The organism is Prauserella sediminis (genome assembly GCF_014195435.1).
GTDB lineage: Bacteria > Actinomycetota > Actinomycetes > Mycobacteriales > Pseudonocardiaceae > Prauserella > Prauserella salsuginis.
Genome location: NZ_JACIBS010000001.1, coordinates 205,063 through 221,058 on the forward strand (window position 1 = coordinate 205,063; position 15,996 = coordinate 221,058).

Below are 15,996 nucleotides of genomic sequence, written 5' to 3' on the forward strand. Positions count from 1 at the left end.
GCCCCGCCGCGCGGGGTCTCGGCGCGAGGACCTTGCCGCGCGTCGGCACACCGGCGCGGTGTGGCCGGGTGCCGTACGAGTGCAGAACTCACGGTACTGGGCGCAGAGCTCCAGGTACCGAGTGCAGAACTCGGCGTTCTGAGTGCAGGACACGCGGTGGGCGCAGTCGCGCGTCAGGTGGAGCGGACGACGAGGCCGGCGTTCGCCTGCAGCACGGCGGCCGCGTCGGCGACGATGCCGTCAATCAGCTCGGCCACCGTGGGCAGGTCGTCGACCGCGCCCACGACCTGTCCCGAGGCGAGCACGCCCGTGTCGGTGCGGCCCTCGACCAGTCCGGCACGCAGCAGCATCGGCGTGTTGGCCGCCATCAGCACCTGGCTCCACGTCAGATCGTTGCCGCGCTTCATCGCCAGCCCTTCCCGCACCATGGCGACCGGCGACAGCCCCGTCAGCGCACGGAACCGCACGGCGTTGCGCAACGCCCTGACGACGCCGGTGAACCGGCCCGACGACTCGAGGTGCTCGACGAGGTCGGTGCGCAGCACGCGGTGCGGCATGCCGTCGACCCGGGTGGTCACGACGGTGCCGGAGACGTCCCGCTCCAGGTAGTGACGCTTGACCTCCGCCGGCACCGTGCTGTCGGTGGTGAGCAGGAATCGGGTGCCCATGGCGATTCCCGCGGCGCCGTAGGACAGCGCGGCGGCGAGACCACGTCCGTCGAAGAACCCGCCTGCGGCGACGACCGGGATGTCGACCGCGTCCACCACGGACGGCAGCAGCACCGTCGTCGCCACCGACCCGGTGTGCCCGCCGCCCTCACCGCCCTGCACCACCACGGCGTCGGCGCCCCATGACGCGACCTTCTCCGCGTGCCGCACCGCTCCCACCGACGGCAGTACGACGATGCCGTGGTCCTTGAGCTTCGCGATCTGCTCCCTGCGCGGGGCCAGTGCGAACGACGCCACGCGCACGCCTTCCGAGATCAGCAGGTCGACGCGGCGGTCGGCGTCCTCGGCGTCGGCCCGCAGATTCACGCCGAACGGCCGGTCCGTACGCCGTTTCGTCTCGGTGATCGCGGCCGCCAGCTCGTCGTAGGTCATCGTCGCCGACGCGAGGATGCCGAGTCCGCCCGCCTCGGCTGTCGCTCCGACGAGGCGTGAGCCGGCGACCCAGCCCATCCCGGTCTGGACGATCGGATGCCGGACACCGGCCAGGCGCGTGAACGCAGTGTCCACTGTGGCCACCGCGCCGGTATCGGCCGTCATGACGGCACTTCCTTCTCCCGCACGCCCTGCGGATCGAGGACCTCGCGGATCAGCTGCAGTTCCCCGTCCGTGGGCGTGCGGGTGGTGCCGGCCGCCGCGCAGTCGACGGGGAACGACGTCGCCTCCCCCACCTCGGCCTCGCTCACGCCGGGGTGCAGGGATACCGCGCGCATGGCGTGGTCCGGTCCGCCGAAGTCGAACACGCCGAGGTTCGTCACCACCCGGTGCACGTCGTGGAACCGCTGCGCGGCCGCGCCCGCCTTCGCCACGTTGTCGTAGCCGACGCCGGCCACGACGTCGACCGACTCCACGAAGACCCGCGTGCCGTGCCGCGGTACCCAGTAGCTGGTGCGGTGGTTGACCGTGTTGCCCGGTGCACCGCGCACGCCGAGCAGTTGTTTCGCGGGACGGCCGTGCTCGCCGATCGCGGAGATGTTCTGGTTGCCGAACCGGTCGATCTGATTGGCTCCCATCACGACGTGCCGCCTGCCGTGCGGCACGATCGTGTCGAGCATCCGCCGGAAGGGCTGCCACCCTTCGACCGTTCCGTCACCGTCGACCAGGTACGCCTGTCCGTCCGACAGCAGCAGATCCGGTTCGAACGTCGCCCGCGCGAGCTTCGCGCCCAGCGACGGGACGGTGCCCATCGGGCTCGCCACGATCTCGCCGTCCCCTCGGAACAGTTCGGCGACCGCCACCACGGCGATCTCGGCCCTCGTCACGTCGTTCATGCGACCGCCTCCGCTGCGAACCTGTCGACCGCTGCCTGGTAACCGGCCTCGTCGCCGGACAGGAACCGATCCACGAACGACGGCCAGCGTTCGGGATCCTTCGCAGAGTCGACATAGTGCTTCTGGAACTGTTCGTCCCTGCCGTAATCCGGCGCCGCGGTGGTGAAATGCGCGCCGCCCGGCGCTTCGATCACACCGTCCACAGCGGACCTGTTGAGCAGCAGCGACTGCACCGCCCCGGCCTCGGTCAGCTCCGCCGTGGACACGACCCGTTCGGCCGACACGAAACGCCGCTGTGCGGCGAGGCAGAACAGGTCGTCGAAGTACGGGTCCGGGCCGAGGTACTGGGCGTTGCCCCGCGCGTCGGCCCGGTTCAGGTGCACGAACGCGACGTCGAGCGGCTGCGCAGGAACGGCCAGCAGCTCCTCCCCGTCGTCGTACGGCGAGCGCACCGTCCGCAGCTGCGGGGACAGCCGTGGCACGTCGGAACCCAGTCCGGCCCGTGTCGGCAGGAACGGCAGTCGTTGGGCCGCGGCCTGCAGCGCCAGTCCGAACATGCCCTCGTCGTACTCGGTGACCTCGACGTCACCGTTCTCCCGCGCGCGGCCGAAGTGGGGGTCGAACGGGATCGAGTCGAGCGTCACGAATCCGAACACGACGCGCCGCACCTTCCCCGCGGCGCACAGCAGTCCCACATCGGGCCCGCCGTAGGAGACGACGGTCAGGTCCTTCACCGGGCTGCGCAGGATCGCGCGTACCGCGGCCATCGGCTTGCGGCGGGAGCCCCAGCCGCCGATGCCGATGGTCATGCCGTCGCGCAGCTCGGCGACCGCGTCGTCGACGGTGGTGCGTTTGTCGCCCATCACGACCCCTTCTCGTCAAGGAACGACTGCCGGGCCTCGTCCGAGGCGCCGAGCAGGTTGAGCTCGAACGTGAAGCCCTGTTCGAACCGGTAACTGCGGTGCACGTCCTGCGGGTCGATGCCGTTGAGTGCCTCCTTCGCCGCGCGGATGACCCGCGTGTCCTTCGCGGCGATCGAGCGCGCCACGTCCAGTGCGGCCTCGTCCAGTTCGGAGCCCGGCACGACCCGGTACACCGAACCGAATCCCTGCAGCTCGGCCGCGGTGACCGTGCGCGCGGTGAAGTACAGCGTCCGCATCAGATGCGGCGGCACGAGCCTGGCCAGGTGCGTCGCCGCGCCGAGTGCACCGCGTTCCACCTCCGGCACGCCGAAGCTGGCGTCGTCGGAGGCCACGACGACGTCGGCGTTGCCGACCAGCCCGATACCGCCACCGAGGCAGTGCCCGTGGACCGCGGCGATCACCGGCACCGCGCAGTCGTAGACGGCGCCGAACGCCGCGTAGCAGCCCCGGTTCGCGCCGACCAGCGCCTCGTATCCGCTGCTCGCCTGGATCTCCTTGATGTCGACACCCGCGTTGAAGCCGCGGCCCTCGGCCCGCAGCACGACGACGTGCACGCCGGGGTCGGCGCCCGCCGCGCGCACGGCGTCGGCCAGGTCGAACCACCCCGCGACCGTCAGCGCGTTGACCGGCGGCGCGTCGACCGTGACGACCTCGATGTGCTCGTCGACGCGTTTCCTCGTGACAGTCATCAGCCCACTCCGTAGACAGGTTCCGGGGCCGGCGCCTTCGCCAGCAGGTCGGCCACGACCGGGCCCAGTTCGGCCGGTTCCCAGCGCGCTCCCTTGTCGACCTCCGGCCCGCGGCGCCACGACTGGGCCACCGAGACCTTGCCGCCCTCCACTTCGAACACGCGCCCGGTCACGTCCGCCGACTCCGCGCTGGCCAGCCACACGACCAGTGGCGAGACGTTCTCCGGTGCCATGGCGTCGAATCCGCCGTCCGGGCGCGCCATCATGTCGGCGAAGACGTCCTCGGTCATGCGCGTGCGCGCCGACGGTGCGATCGCGTTGACGGTCACCCCGTACCGGGCGAGTTCGGCCGCCGCCACGACGGTCAGTCCTGCGATGCCGGCTTTCGCCGCGGAGTAGTTCGCCTGCCCGACGCTGCCGAGCAGTCCCGCACCGGAACTCGTGTTGATCACCCGCGCGTCCGGTGTACGGCCGGCCTTCGCCTCCGCCCGCCAGTACGCACCGGCGTGGCGCAGCGTCGCGAAGTGCCCTCGCAGGTGCACCCGCATCACGGCGTCCCACTCGTCCGCGCCGAGGTTGACGAGCATGCGGTCCCGCACCACACCGGCGTTGTTGACGAGCACGTCGAGACGGCCGAAGTGGGTCACGGTCTCGTCGACGAGTGCCTTCGCGGCGTCGAAGTCGGCGACGTCGTGGGTGCTGGCCCGTGCCGTCCCGCCGCGGTCGGCGATCTCGGCGACCACGTCCGCGGCGGGTCCCTCCCCGGTGCGCGCGCCGTCGAGTGCCACGCCGACGTCGTTGACCACCACCCGCGCGCCCGCGTCGGCGAACGCGAGCGCGTGCGCCCGTCCGATGCCGCGGCCGGCGCCGGTCACGATGACGACCCGGTCGCGGCACAGCCCGTTACCCATGTGCGTTCTCCCGTCGAATCTCGCGGTCTGGGACACCGGCTCCGTCCGCCTCGGCCGCGGCGAGGAAGGCGGGGCGCTCCCCGCCGCCGTGGACGAGCAGGGATGCACCGGTGACGTAGGAGGCGAGCGGTGAGGCGAGGAACGCCGCGCACCGCCCGATCTCGGCGGGCTCGGCGAGCCGGCCGAGCGGCACCGTCGCGCCGACGGCGGCGACGCCGTCGGCTCCGCCGTAGTGCAGGTGCGTCTGCTCGGTACGCACCATGCCGACGGCCAGGGCGTTGACCCGCACCTTCGGCGCCCATTCGACGGCGAGGCTGGCCGTCAGGTTGTCGATTCCCGCCTTGGCGGCGCCGTAGGCGGCGGTGCCGGGCGAGGAGCGCCGGCCGCTGACGCTGCCGACCATGACGATCGACCCGCCGCCGTCCTGCCGCTGCATCACCTCGTTGGCCTGCTGCGCGACGTGCAGCGGCGCGAGGAGGTTGAGCTGCACGATCTTGTCGTGGAAGCGGGGGGACGCGGTGCCGGCGTCGGCGTGCGGCGCTCCCCCCGCGTTGTTGACGACGACGTCCAGCCTGCCCCAGCGCTCGAGAACCTGTTCCATCATCGCCGCGATCTGCGCGGGGTCGCGCACGTCGCACGACACGAAATCGGCACCGCCTCCCTCGGGAGCCGTCCGCCCGCAAACGACAACCTGTGCGCCGAGTTCACGGAACACGTCGGAGATTCCCGCACCGACTCCGCGAGCTCCGCCGGTTACGAGCACGACCGCCCCGTCGTACGAGAGCTCTCGGGTCGCCACGAACACCTCCGTTCCTCGTGTGAGAACAAAACTAGAACATGTTTCTATTCGCGACAAGGATGCTGCGTACGGACTTTCCGGGGTGACACCGAGCACATAGGGTGGGAACTCTCGTCAGCGCCGACCAGAACCCGGGAGTCCCCATGGCCGCACCGTCCGCGGATCGCCCCACCGACACCGCAGCAGAGGCGCAGCTCGTCACCGCCGATCCCGGCACCGACACGATTCCCGCGCTGCTGCAACGCAACGCGCGCGAGTTCACAGACCTGCCCGCCCTCACGTCACTCGACGTCGAGGGGGCGCCGACGCTGACCTGGTCCGACCTGCTCGACGAGGTCGCCGCGGTGGCACGCGGACTGGCCGACCTCGGGCTGCGGTCCGGGCAGCGCATGCTGATCATGGCGCCCAGCAGGCCTGAGCACATCGTCGCCGACCTGGCCGCGGCCTGCCTCGGCGCGATCCCGTGCACGGCCTATTCGACGCTGAGCAGCGAGCAGATCGCCTACGTCGCCGAGCACAGTGCGGCACCGGTCGCCGTCCTCGGGGGCGCCGACGAACTGGCCCGCTGGCGACCGGTACTGGACTCACTGCCCGCACTGAACCGCGTGGTCGTGATGGACACCGACACCGTTCCCACCGACGACGACCGGTTCGTCGCCTTCAACGAGGTCCACGCCCAGGGTGCGGCCGCGCACGCGGCCGACCCCGACACGTTCGACCGCACCGTGGCCGACGTCCGGCCCGACGACCCGCTGTCGATGATCTACACCTCAGGCACGACGGGGATGCCGAAAGGCGTGGTGCTGTCCCACCGCAACGCGCTCCACCAGGCAGTGGCACTGCGCGAGGTCCACGAGAACCCGCCGCACCTGACGAACATCTCGTACCTGCCGCTCGCGCACATCGCCGAGCGCGTGTTGTCGATCTATCTGCCGACGGTCAACGCGGGCCACGTACATACCCTCGCCGACCCCGCAGGTGTCGTCACCGCGCTCGGCCGGGTTCATCCCCAGCAGTTCTTCGGCGTCCCACGCGTCTGGGAGAAGATGGTCGCAGGACTCAAGAACATGCTCGCCGGACTGCCCGAGGAGAAGCAGACCGCGCTGATCCAGGCCAACGAGTTGTTGCAGCAGGGCTACAAACTCCGCAGCGCAGGCGAGCCCGTGCCCGCGGAACTTGCCCAGCGCATCGCGGAGACCGACGAGACGGTACTCGCACCCGTCCGCAGCATGCTGGGCCTGGACCGGCTGTTCCTCGCCTCGAGCGGCGCCGCGGCGCTGCCGGTCGAGGTGCTCTACTTCATCGCCGGCCTGGGCGTGGAGATCCACGAGGTCTGGGGCCTGTCCGAGACCACGGGCGCCGTCACCGCCAACACGGCGGAGGCCTTCCGCGCCGGCACGGTCGGCAAACCGCTGCCCGGCATCGAGGTGCACGTGGCCGACGACGGCGAGCTGCTCGTGCGCGGGCCGATCGTGTTCCTCGGCTACCTGCAGGCCGACGGCACGATCGAGGACGTGACCGACGACGACGGCTGGTTCGCGACCGGCGACATCGGCACGATCGACGAGGACGGGTACGTCACGATCACCGACCGCAAGAAGGAGCTGATCATCACCGCGGGCGGCAAGAACATCGCGCCCTCGCGGATCGAGAGCCTGCTCAAGGAACACCCGTTGATCGGGCAGGCGATCGCGATCGGCGACGACCGGCCGTACATCAGCGCGCTGATCGTGCTCGACGACGAGATCGCACCGGCATGGGCGGCCGCGCGCGGCATCGAGGCGACCGAGCCGGCGACGCTCGCGGCCGAACCACAGATCAAGGCCGAGATCGAGCAGGCCGTCACCGCCGCGAACGAACGGCTCGCGCGAGTGGAACAGGTCAAGCAGTACCGCGTCCTGTCACGGTCGTGGACGCCCGAGAGCGGCGAGCTGACGCCGACGCTGAAGCTCAAGCGCCGCGTGATCAACGAGCGCTACCGCGACGACATCGAGTCGCTGTACGGCGCGTGATCGGCCGCGCAGGCGTCCCGGTCCGCCTCCGCTGCGGTCCCGGGACGCCGTGCCGGCCGGTCAGGCACTGGTGACGCTGAGCCATTTGCGCAGCCGCGGCGGGATCCGCTTCTCCAGGCCGTAGGGCTCGAGGTGCCCACCGAAGACCTCCTCGAACGCACGCTGCACGCCTTCGGTGTCCCACACGTCGCGTTCGAGGATCGGCGCCTTCAGGTACGGCTGGCCGACGATGTGCAGTTGCGGCCCGTTGCAGCGCACCAGCTGGCCGGTGATGCCGGCCGAGCCGTCGCCGAGCAGGTAGAGCACGACCGGTGCGATGCGGCTGGGCGTGCGGTCCGGCGGGCAGCCGCGCAGCGCTCGTTCGGACGTCCACACCATGCGGGTGTGCGCGAGCGGGCACACGGCGTTGACGCGGATGCCCTCGTCCTCCATATCGAGGGCCCACGAGTAGGTCAGCGAGGCGACCGCACCCTTGCTCGCGGCGTAGGCGCCGAGTTTGCGCTGCCCGAGGGACGCGCCGGAACTGATGTTGACGATCGACCCGCCGCGTCCCGCGTCGACCATGGCGCGTGCCGCGGCCATGCCGGTGAACGTCACGCCGAGCACGTTGGTCTCGATCAGCGTGCGCACCCGGGCCGGCTCGTCGTCCCACGGCAGCGCCTCGTGGTTCACCGCCGCGTTGTTGACGAGGCCGTCGACGGCGCCGAACTCGTCGACACACGTCGCCACGACCGCGGCCGCCCCGTCGGCGTCGGACACGTCGTTGACGCTCGCGACGGCACGGCCGCCGTGGTCACGGATGTTCGCGGCCACGGCCTCGGCGGCACCGGCATCCACGTCGTTGACGACCACACCGGCCCCGGCGCGCGCGGCATGCACCGCGAACGCCTCTCCCAGTCCTCGCCCGGCACCGGTGACGACGACGGCCTTCCCGCCGAGTAACCCGTCCATGTCGACCTCCCGCAGTCCGCACCCGGTCCGACCGCGCTGGGCTCCACACAGACGTGGCTCTACCCACAGCAGCGGTCGCTCCCAGTCTTTCCCTCCGATGGCGCAGCACATGCCTGCCATTCGGCGGACGGACGGGTAGGTGCGCCGAGCGCACAGCGACCGATCGGCGCCGAGGAACAGCGGAACCGAACAGTGGAGCCGAACAGCGCGAGAACGGAACAGCGCGGGGAGCCGAACAGCGCGGCCGGTCACTCCGGCGCGGCGACATCTCTGCGACGTCGACCGACCGGACGGCCGCGGGCGCAAGACGGCGTGCGAGCAGCGGGCCGACGAACGGGAGCGCCCTCGTCACCGCACACGTCGGGACCCACCTGTCGGCCGGTCGGAGATCACAGGTCAGAAGTCACGGTCGCGCATCACGGAACCTCCCCTCACCTCCCCGGGCGGCGAGCCGGGCGAACGGTCCGCCCGCACCGTGTGGGTGTCATCCTAGTCCGCGCCATGCCCCGTCACCAGGGAATCCGGCCCTCGGGCCCCGGTCGGAGCACCGCGTTCGAGCGAGCCGGCCGTCCCCTTATCGGTGATCTCTCCCCCTCGGCCGCTCCGTACCCGGACACACCGGGCACCGCCATGATCCACTGTCACGAAGCCGTCACCGCCGAACACCCAACGTGTTCGGCGGGACGTGCGAGAAGGGCCGGACTGGCGGGTATCCGCAGACCCGGCACCGGCATGCGGGCGCGCCATCGCGGCCCGGTGCGAGCGGTGACCGATCCGGCGACCAGGACGACCGCGACGAGGACGACAGGGAGGTACCCGTGCGGCGCGAGCGGCATGCCAGGCTTCCCTCTCACCCCTCCGCCGCCACGGCGCGCGATGGGCCGGCAGGCGATGCGTTCCGTGCCGCCACATCGGAGGGCGGCGCATCGGCCACGCCTCCCCCCGACGCCACGCCTCCCCGCGACGACGCTGCTTCCCCCGACGCCGCCTCCCACACCCCTGCCGCCGGCGCCGCACCCGACGGCACCACGGCGGAGGGACCCGCCGGCCGGAACCCGGCCCGGCGCGGGCGCCGTACGGGCCGAGCCACGGGTGGCCACGTCCCCGGACCGCGCAGTCCGGCCGGGTGGGCACTGTGGCGGCGGCCGCCGTGGTTCATCGTGTTCGTCGTCGTCGCCGAGCTCCTAGCGGTCGCCGGGGTCGTGCTCGCGGCAGCGTCGGCCGACACGCCGACGGTGACGGACTGGTTCCGCCTCGCACTGCTCTTCGCGGGTGCGACCGTCCACATCCAGCTGACACGGCGGCAGGAGGAGCGCCGTCGCAGCCGGATGCGGTCGGTACTGATCGACCTCAACGCGGTGTGGGTGTTCCCTGCGGTGCTGGTGCTGCCCGTGACACTGACCGTGGCGCTGATCGTCGCCGTACGCGCCCAGCGCTGGCTCATCGCGCGCCGTCCCGCACACAACTTCGTGTTCTCGACGGTGGCGCACTGTTTCGCGGCCACACTGGCAGCGACGCTGCACGGCGCACTCGGTCCCGCCGACTGGGATGCGCTCACCCCGGCCGCCTCGCTGCGCGAGTTCGCGCTGATCCTGCTCGCCGCCGCGGTCTACGAGGGAGTGCAGCTGGTCTACGTCGGCGGTGCCATCGCCCTCAGCGGACCGGCGCCGACACCGCGCGCGGTGCTGGGCAGCCCCGCCGACAACCTGCTCGAGGCGATCGCCACCGGGCTGGGCGCCGTCACCGCGGTGCTGCTGGTCACTCTGCCGCCCGCTGTGCTGATCATGACCGCGGTGGCGGTGGTGTTCAACCGGCTCGCCGAGATCGAACAACTGCAGGCCGACGCCGCGAGCGACCCGAAGACCGGGCTGCGGAACATGCGCGGCTGGTCCGACGCCGCGGGGCGGGCGCTCAGCCGGATCCGCCGTGCCGACGGCACCCTCGCGGTGCTGATGATCGACCTCGACCACTTCAAGGAGATCAACGACACCTACGGCCACCCCGCTGGCGACGACGTCCTCGCGCGGGTGGCGGACGTGTTGCGCGAGGCCACCAGGCCCGCGGACATCGTCGGCCGATTCGGCGGGGAGGAGTTCCTGCTGCTGCTCCCCGACACCGATGCCGACGCGGCACGGCACGCCGCCGAACGCATCCGCGCGACCATCGCCGACCTGCACATCGACACGACCGACAAGCGCGGGTCACACGTCACGATCGCCGGGCCGACGGCGTCGGTCGGCATCGCCGTGTATCCGGATCACGCGACGACGCTCACCGGGCTCACCCAGGCGGCCGACGCGGCGGTCTACACCGCGAAGGAGACCGGCCGGGACGCCGTGTACCTGGCGGAGCCGGCGGACGGGTGACCCGCCGGGGTGGTCCACTCGTCCGGTGGTGTCGCGCTCCGCAAGCCTGCGCCGGGTGACGAAATCGGGTGGGCGGCGTCACCGACTCGCCCCACTTTCGGGGGTTACCCGGATATCCGCTTCACACCGACGCTGCCACCCTGGACGGCGATGGCCCACCCGACGACCACCGATTCCGCCGACGCGCCGGCGTCGCCGGCGCCGGCCGCGCCACCACCGCGCGGCCGGCGCGGGCGGCGCGGTCTCGGGCATGGTCTGGGCACGACCGGTCGCGTGCTGCTCCTGCTCGTCGTGGTCGTCGGGTTCGGCTTCCTCGCCTCCCGGTCCGCGCCGCCGACCGAGGCGGGTCAGCCCCACGGCGACGTGGCCATGGCGCAGCAGGCGGCGCACGCTCTGCTCGATCCGCGGACGGCCGGCCAGGCCCACGAGCTGCTCCCCGCGGACTTCAACGTAGTCACGGGTGCGGCAGCCGGCGAGGAGACCGCGCGGGACGGCACCGTGCGATCGGTGCACATCGACGGTGGATGCTCGGCCCCCTGGGGCGACGACGGCACGCGCTGGAGTTTCGACACGGCGTGCCGGGCACACGACCTCGGCTACGACCTGCTGCGCTACGCGGACACCAAGGGCCACCCGCTCGACCCGGCGTTGCGTGACGCTCTCGACCAGCGGCTGGCCGACGACATGCACACCACCTGCGAGGACAACCCGCGCGGCTCCGAACGCGCCTGTCACACCGTCGCCTCGCTGTACGCGGCGGGCCTGGACGTCAACTCGTGGCACCAGCGCTGGGGCCCGCCCACCGGTGAACCGATCGGACCGCTGCTGGCCGGGGTCGCCGCGATCGGCCTGCTGCTGGCCTTCCGGCTGCGGACGTGGCGGAGAAGCCGCCGGGCGCACCCGCGCGTCGTGACCGCACCGCCCCGGCCCACGGCACCGGCGAATCGGTGGACCCTGCTGGGGGTCGTCGCGATCGGCGCGATCGTGTTCGGCGAATCGGCCGTGGCACTGGCCGGGTGGGCCGGCGCCGACGAGGAATGGCTGTGGCCGGCGACCTGGCTCACCCAGTTCGCGTTCGTGTTCTTCTTCGCGGGCGGGCACGCGAATCTTGCCGACTGGCTCGGTGTCCGGAGCGCGGGCGGCGGCTACCGCGAGTACCTGGCGCATCGCACGAGCTGGCTGTTGCGGATGGCGCTGGTGTTCGCGCTGGTCGCGTTCGCCGTCCCGACGGCGCTCGAACTGATGGCGGTGCCGTCGTCGACCGTCGAGGTCGCGGTGCGCATCGCACTGCATCCGCTGTGGCTGCTCGGTGTCTACGTCCTCACGGCCGTGGCGGCACCGGTGATGCACTTGCTGCACCGCAGGGCGAGCGCGGTGACGACGGTCGCCCTCGTCGCCGCGCTCGGCGGGTTGGTGCTGGCCGCCGAGCGCACGGGCACTCCGGTGCTGGCAGGCCTCGCCGCCCTGGTCATGGCCCTCATCGCGCAACAGCTCGCGCTCGTGCACGCGGCGGGGCGGCTCCGCTCGCTCTGGCCTGCCGCTGTCACGGCCGTCCTCGGAACGGGTCTGCTCGCCGCGGGCGCGTGGCAGGGACTCGTCCCCGCGACGGTCCTCGGTACCTCCGACGGCCCGCCACCGCTGGCGGGGCCGGTCGTGCCGGTGCTCCTGCTCGGCCTGGTGCAGCTGAGCGTGCTGCGGCTGGCACGCACCCCGTTCGCGGCGCTGGCACGGTGGCCCCGGCTGCGGCTGGCCGCCGGGCACGCCGCGCGGGCACCCATGAGCCTGTACCTGCTGTACCTGTCCGGCATGATCCTGCTGGTCGCTGCCGTATATCTGCCGGACCTGCTGCCGTCCGGCAGTCTCCGGGTGAGCCTGGCCGTCGCCATGTTGGCCGTGCCCGCACTCGCCGTGTTCTGGTGGTTCGAGCGCCACGCCGCCCACCGGCCACCCACCGCACCGGCACAGTTGCCCACGGCCCGCCTGGAACGACTGCTCGCCCACACCGCCACGGCCGCCGGGGTCGGCTACGCCACGATCGGTGTCTTCGGGTTCGCGCTGTCCAGCTTCCGCGCGTTCGGCGACACACCGTTGCTGCCGGAGCTGCCGCTGGACCCGGTCCAGAGCCTGGTCCACCTGCTGCTGGGGATGTCGCTGCTCCACACCGTCCGCACCGGCGACAGCCACTCCCCTCGCACGTGGCTGCTCACCGCGCTGGCCTGCGTCCCGCCGCTGCTGTCGGCGACGGCCGGACACGGCGTGTTCACCGTGGGCGTGGTCGTCTACGCCGGGACCGGGGTGCTCGCCGTCGCCGCAGTCGTGGCTACCGTGTGGGCCGCGCGCCGGGCGTCGCGGCCACTGCGGTCGTTGTGGCGAACCCCGGCGGGTGGACCGGCCGGACGTTGACCCGGGGTTGCCCGAAACCCGACACCGGCCGCGTTCCGGGCGCACCCCGGCTGGCATGTCGTGTCCTGGGCCACAACGGGGCCCCGATATGCCAGGCTACGAACAACCTACGGTCGCACCGCCGCGTCCCACGGAAGGGCCGGATTCCGGTCGTCGTCCGGCTCTGCGGGTAGCCGGTACCGGAACCCCGGCACGCGAGCCCCACCGCGGGCCCGCAGACCGAGCGCGCAACCTGCGCCCCGTACGAGTCGAGAAAGGGAGCCGTCGGCGTGAACGAACCACCGCGGAACCCGTCTCAGGGGCACGGTCCGCAGCGGCCGTGGCAGCGCGGCGCCGACGGTGCCCGTGGCGGCCCGCACGGTCCGGGACAGCCGGGGCCCCGCGGACCACAGGGGCCGGGGAACCCGCCGCGGCCCGCGGGACCGGAGCACCCGGCCGGCAGGCCGGAACAGCCCCCGCGGCGACAGGGGCCGCCTCCGCCGCAGGCAGCGCGCGGTGGCCCCGCTGAAAGCTCCCAGCGCCGCCCTCCCCCACCGGGCAGGCAGCGGCCGCCCGCAGCGTCGTCGGCCACGGGGTCGCGCACCCCGCCGCCGGGGAAGGGTGGCGACCGGCCCCGAAACGGCCGGCCCGTGCCGCCGAACCGGCGTCGCGGGCTCATGGCGCCGAAGGTCGCGCTGGCGATCGTGTCGCTGCTGGTCATGTCGCTCACCGGGTACGCGTGGGCCGCGATGCAGGGCCTGGTGAACGGCCTGACGATGGCCGATGTGATCGACGACGGGCCGAAACCCGCGGACGGGGCGCGCGACATCCTGCTGGTCGGGATGGACAGCCGTACGGACGCGCAGGGCAACCCGTTGCCGAAGAAGATGCTGGCCAAGCTCAACGCCGGGGTCGCAGACGGTGAGCTGAACACCGACACACTCATCTTCGTGCGGATCCCCAACGACGGCAGCAAAGCCACCGCGATGTCGCTGCCGCGGGACTCGTACGTCGACATCCCCGGCTACGGCAAACACAAGATCAACTCCGCGTACGCCAGGGCGAAGTCGGATGCGCGACAGCAGTTGCAGGCCGAGGGCGTCTCCGACGAGTCCGACCTCGAGGTCCGCAGCAACCAGGCGGGCGCCAAGAAGCTGATCGAGACGGTCGAAGGCGTCACCGGCGCGTCGATCGACAACTACGCGTCGATCAACCTGCTGGGCTTCCACGACATCACCAAGGCCATCGGCGGCGTCGAGGTGTGCCTCAACCAGCCGGTCGACGACCCGTACTCGGGTGCGAAGTTCGACGCGGGCAGGCAGACGATCTCCGGCCACCAGGCGCTGGCGTTCGTCCGGCAGCGGCACGGCCTGCTGCGCGGCGACCTCGACCGTGTCGTGCGTCAGCAGGTCTTCATGGCCGGACTGGCCAGGAAGGTGGTCTCCGCGGGCACGCTCGCGGACCCGGCGAAGCTCAACGGCCTCATCGATTCCGTGCAGAAGTCGGTCGTGGTCAACAAGGGCTGGGATCTGCTCGGGTTCGCCCAGCAGCTGCAGGGACTGTCGGCGGGCAACATCGAGTTCACGACGATCCCGGTCGCCAACCCCGAGTACGAAACCCCGTCCGACGGCCAGGCCGTCCAGGTCGATCCGGCGCAGGTGCAGTCGTACGTGCGTGAACTGGCTGGACAGAAGAACTCGGACGAGTCGTCGAAACCGGCGCCCGAACCGTCGAAGATCACGGTCGACGTGCTCAACGGCTCGGACATCACCGGCCTGGCCGGGAGCGTGTCGGAGACCCTGACCTCGGCCGGATTCGGCCAGGGCGAGGTCGGCAACACCGATCCCCGCACCACGACGGTCGTACAGGCCGCCGAGGGTGAGAAGGCGACGGGCGAGAAGGTTGCCGAGACGCTCGGCGACGTCTCGGTGGAGACGAACGCCTCGGTGCCGACGGGTCAGGTCCAGGTGCTGCTCGGCCCGGACTACGAGGCTCCGGCCAACTCGGGCGGCGGTGCGGCGCCGGGCAGTGCTCCGGGTGGCGCGCCGTCGGGACTGCGGGCGCAGGCACAGCCCGAGCCGAGCCAGCAGCAGCCCGGGGACGAGCCGATCAGCGCCGACGGCGTCACCTGCGTGAACTGATATCCGGCCGAACACACGCCGAGTCACACAGGTGAGACCCATTTACACGGGGTGAGCCCGTTCGGAGGAATGCGATCACCCACACGGACTAAGTTGAGCAGGAGAGCGAAACTTTTTCGCAGAGTCGCGTCAGCACGACGCTCCTCCGCACTTTCACTCGGGTGAAGGACGCAGCGCCGGGGCACCCGGCAGATGATGCGGGCAGGGGACGAGGAGTGCTGATCGACGCGGACGCCTTCCAGCGCGTCCTGGGGGAAGAACTGCGCAAACTCAGAAGGCAGCGCGGTTGGACGAGGAAAGAACTGAACGAGCGGCTGCAGAGCGACATCTCCCTGCAGACACTCGCCACCTACGAACTGGGCACCCGGCACTGTTCCGTGGTGCGCCTGGTCGAGCTGTGCATGGCATTGGGGGAACCGCCGCAAGACCTGCTCGCACGGGTGCACCGCCGCGTGTTCGGCGACGATCCCGGACAGGTCAGGGTGAACCTCGCCGGCGTCGTGGCCGATGACAGCCCCGGGCTGGCACCACTGCGGCGCTGGGCCGAGGACCGGCTGAAACAGTCGAACACGCCGGAGATCCAGCTCGACCGCTCCGCGGTGGAGCGCATGGCCGAGCTGTGCCGGATGCCCACGGCGCAACTGCTGGCCAAACTCGCCGAGCTGTCGTCGAACCCCGGCACAGGTGAACGGACCGACACCGGCGGCGGCCGCACCTGAGCCGCGGACCGTCCGGGCGCCCGCCGAAATGCGAACGGCCGGGTGACGGGAGGTCCCGTCACCCGGCCGCTACGCGTCGTCTGCGCCCGGGTCACCTGCACCCGGGT

At 71.7% G+C, this 15,996-nt stretch carries 12 protein-coding genes; 5 read left to right on the forward strand and 7 right to left on the reverse strand.

Features of this window, described 5'->3' with window-relative positions; genetic code table 11:
* Positions 1-173: 173 nt before the first annotated feature.
* Genes FB384_RS00910 through FB384_RS00935 form a run of 6 tightly spaced genes read right to left on the reverse strand, consistent with a single transcriptional unit; the run spans position 174 to position 5,318 of the window.
* Positions 174-1,265 (reverse strand): NAD(P)H-dependent flavin oxidoreductase, encoded by a 1,092-nt coding sequence (locus tag FB384_RS00910; protein ID WP_221212600.1) that lies wholly within the window; start codon positions 1,263-1,265, stop codon positions 174-176.
* On the reverse strand, positions 1,262-1,996 hold the full coding sequence (locus FB384_RS00915) for a CoA-transferase subunit beta (protein WP_183778241.1): 735 nt from the start codon (positions 1,994-1,996) through the stop codon (positions 1,262-1,264). Before FB384_RS00915 ends, FB384_RS00910 begins: the two co-directional genes overlap by 4 nt.
* On the reverse strand, positions 1,993-2,859 hold the full coding sequence (locus FB384_RS00920; protein WP_183778242.1) for a CoA transferase subunit A: 867 nt from the start codon (positions 2,857-2,859) through the stop codon (positions 1,993-1,995). The genes FB384_RS00915 and FB384_RS00920 overlap by 4 nt, the downstream gene beginning before the upstream one ends.
* Positions 2,859-3,608 carry an enoyl-CoA hydratase family protein gene (locus FB384_RS00925; RefSeq protein WP_183778243.1) on the reverse strand — a complete coding sequence of 250 codons (750 nt, stop codon included), beginning with the start codon at positions 3,606-3,608 and terminating at the stop codon, positions 2,859-2,861. Before FB384_RS00925 ends, FB384_RS00920 begins: the two co-directional genes overlap by 1 nt.
* Positions 3,608-4,519, reverse strand: coding sequence for an SDR family oxidoreductase (locus FB384_RS00930; protein WP_183778245.1), 912 nt, complete (start codon positions 4,517-4,519; stop codon positions 3,608-3,610). The genes FB384_RS00925 and FB384_RS00930 overlap by 1 nt, the downstream gene beginning before the upstream one ends.
* Entirely contained in the window at positions 4,512-5,318 is an 807-nt protein-coding gene (locus tag FB384_RS00935) for an SDR family oxidoreductase (protein ID WP_183778247.1), read from the reverse strand. Before FB384_RS00935 ends, FB384_RS00930 begins: the two co-directional genes overlap by 8 nt.
* 143 nt (positions 5,319-5,461) lie before the next feature.
* Between FB384_RS00935 and FB384_RS00940 the strand changes: the two genes are divergently transcribed.
* A complete protein-coding gene (locus tag FB384_RS00940; protein ID WP_183778249.1) occupies positions 5,462-7,330 on the forward strand; it encodes an AMP-dependent synthetase/ligase in 1,869 nt (622 codons plus the stop codon).
* 60 nt (positions 7,331-7,390) lie between these two features.
* Here the strand turns inward: FB384_RS00940 and FB384_RS00945 are convergent, their stop codons facing one another.
* Positions 7,391-8,281, reverse strand: coding sequence for an SDR family NAD(P)-dependent oxidoreductase (locus FB384_RS00945; RefSeq protein WP_183778251.1), 891 nt, complete (start codon positions 8,279-8,281; stop codon positions 7,391-7,393).
* A 1,160-nt stretch (positions 8,282-9,441) separates the two neighbouring features.
* Between FB384_RS00945 and FB384_RS00950 the strand changes: the two genes are divergently transcribed.
* From FB384_RS00950 to FB384_RS00965, 4 genes are all read left to right on the forward strand, one after another.
* Entirely contained in the window at positions 9,442-10,647 is a 1,206-nt protein-coding gene (locus FB384_RS00950; protein WP_323985083.1) for a GGDEF domain-containing protein, read from the forward strand.
* Between the two features lie 273 nt (positions 10,648-10,920).
* Positions 10,921-13,050 carry a phospholipase A2 gene (locus FB384_RS00955; RefSeq protein ID WP_323985084.1) on the forward strand — a complete coding sequence of 710 codons (2,130 nt, stop codon included), beginning with the start codon at positions 10,921-10,923 and terminating at the stop codon, positions 13,048-13,050.
* 656 nt (positions 13,051-13,706) lie between these two features.
* Positions 13,707-15,170 (forward strand): LCP family protein, encoded by a 1,464-nt coding sequence (locus FB384_RS00960; RefSeq protein ID WP_228725938.1) that lies wholly within the window; start codon positions 13,707-13,709, stop codon positions 15,168-15,170.
* A gap of 215 nt (positions 15,171-15,385) precedes the next feature.
* Entirely contained in the window at positions 15,386-15,889 is a 504-nt protein-coding gene (locus FB384_RS00965; protein ID WP_183784766.1) for a helix-turn-helix domain-containing protein, read from the forward strand.
* Positions 15,890-15,996: the final 107 nt, after the last annotated feature.

Excerpts from the sequence above, each read along its gene's own strand:
- FB384_RS00910 (WP_221212600.1), bottom strand. The coding sequence starts at position 1,265 with ATGACGGCCGATACCGGCGCGGTGGCCACAGTGGACACTGCGTTCACG.
- FB384_RS00915 (WP_183778241.1), bottom strand. The coding sequence starts at position 1,996 with ATGAACGACGTGACGAGGGCCGAGATCGCCGTGGTGGCGGTCGCCGAA.
- FB384_RS00920 (WP_183778242.1), bottom strand. The coding sequence starts at position 2,859 with ATGGGCGACAAACGCACCACCGTCGACGACGCGGTCGCCGAGCTGCGC.
- FB384_RS00925 (WP_183778243.1), bottom strand. The coding sequence starts at position 3,608 with ATGACTGTCACGAGGAAACGCGTCGACGAGCACATCGAGGTCGTCACG.
- FB384_RS00930 (WP_183778245.1), bottom strand. The coding sequence starts at position 4,519 with ATGGGTAACGGGCTGTGCCGCGACCGGGTCGTCATCGTGACCGGCGCC.
- FB384_RS00940 (WP_183778249.1), top strand. The coding sequence starts at position 5,462 with ATGGCCGCACCGTCCGCGGATCGCCCCACCGACACCGCAGCAGAGGCG.
- FB384_RS00945 (WP_183778251.1), bottom strand. The coding sequence starts at position 8,281 with ATGGACGGGTTACTCGGCGGGAAGGCCGTCGTCGTCACCGGTGCCGGG.
- FB384_RS00960 (WP_228725938.1), top strand. The coding sequence starts at position 13,707 with ATGGCGCCGAAGGTCGCGCTGGCGATCGTGTCGCTGCTGGTCATGTCG.